At 47.4% G+C, this 1,822-nt stretch carries 1 protein-coding gene; it reads left to right on the plus strand.

From position 1 onward, the window contains the following. Window positions 1-1,822 (plus strand): hypothetical protein (locus KDK18_RS12620; RefSeq protein WP_257255282.1); only part of this gene is annotated, 1,822 nt, incomplete at both ends.

The following is a 1,822-nucleotide window of genomic DNA, read 5'->3' on the forward strand; positions in this document are numbered from 1 at the left end:
CTCCTTCTCGTCCATGAACAGTGGCAAGGGCATGCTCAACCATGAGGATGTGAAAGAAGTGCTGGGCTGGCCGGAATGGAAAGACAAGGATAACGAGTTCAATATATTGCTGTTTCGCGCATTCTCGTCCATGAACAGTGGCAGAGGCACACTCAAACACGACGACGTGAAGGAGGTGCTGGGCTGGCCGGAATGGAAAGATAAGGATGGCAAGTTTGGTATGGAGCTTTTCCGCGCTTTCTCTTCCATGAATAGTAGCAAAGGCATGCCCAAACATGAGGAAGTGAAAGAAGTGCTGAGCTGGCTGGAATGGAAAGACAAGGATGGCGAGTTCAATATTGAACTGTTCCGCGCTTTCTCGTCCATGAATAATTGCAGAGGCTTGCTAAAACATGAGGAAGTGAAAACAGTGCTGAACTGGCCGGAATGGAAAAACAATGATGGTGATTTCAGTATGGAGCTGCTCCGCTGTTTTTCCTCCATGAATAATAGCAAAGGCACGCCCCGGCATATAGAAGTAAAAGAGATGATGGGCTGGCCGGAATGGAAAGACAAGGATGGTGAGTTCAGTATAGAGCGGTTCCGATCTTTCTCGTCCATGAATCATAACAAAGGCATACTAAGACACGAGAGAGTGAAAGAGGTACTGGGCTGGCCGGAATGGCAAGACGAGGATGGAGAGTTCAATATGGAGCGTTTTCGCGCCTTTTCGTCCATGATGAATAGCAGCAAAGGCAAGCTCAAACATGAGGTAGTGAAAGAGGTGCTGGGCTGGCCGGAATGGAAAAACAAAAATGGTGAGTTCAATATGAAGTTGTTCCGCGCCTTTTCTTCTATAAATAACGGTCAGGGCGTGCTCAAATATAAGCAGGTCAAAGAGGTGCTGAGCTGGCCGGAATGGAAAGACGAGGATGGCAAGTTCAGTATGGAGCGGTTCCGCGCTTTCTCGTCCGTAAATCATGGCCGGGGACTGCCCAAACACGAGACAGTGAAAAAAGTGATGGGCTGGACACGTTGCGGTGGGGCATCCAGTGATCTGCTTCTGGAAATTATAACCAGACTCTGGAAGTCAGAAGGGCTACCTGCTACTGAGGTGCTGCAACAGCAGGAAACACAACTGAAACAGTGGCTTTTTACAGAATTTACTGAAAATGATAGCGACTTAGAGGATGAAGAGGACGACAAATACAATCTCCAGACAAAAACAGTTGCACTTTACCTTTCCACCTCTAAGCCTGACTGGTCACTGAACTGGGCTGCTTTAAAGCAATTTCACCAACTCCTTGAAAAGACTCAAGCCGTTCCGATGCTGGAATCATTAATAAAGCTTCTGTCTTCTTATGGGGGAAAAGGTATCGAGCACTACCTCCGGGCTAATCGACAGGACCGGGATTTTTTGTGGCGTTACTCGGGTAAAGCTGTGCCTTTGCACCTGTTAAATAAGTCAATGATTCTGTTTTCTTCCAATGAATTGAGGGCGCGTTTTGTCTACTTTGTCAAGCGGCTGAAGTCATTGCCGGATAAAAGCTTATGGGATCAGTACTCGGCCCGGTTACAACCATTATCGGGAGTCTTGAAACACGACTACATGAAAAGACTCTACTGGGAAATCCTGCAACCCCTGACAAAGGAAGATCAGCTGCGTTTTCTGGACGCGAGTCATGCCGAAGCAGTATTCAACCTGTTTCCCTCGTTGAGCGCTCTGCATAAACTCGGCAAAGAGCATTCCTCTCAATCGTTAAAACGACTGCTTGAAGCCTGCCTTGGACTAAAAACCCATGACATCACCAAAGAAGGCATCCAGATACTCTTTGAAGCGCTA

This window comes from Endozoicomonas sp. SESOKO3 (assembly GCF_024606255.1).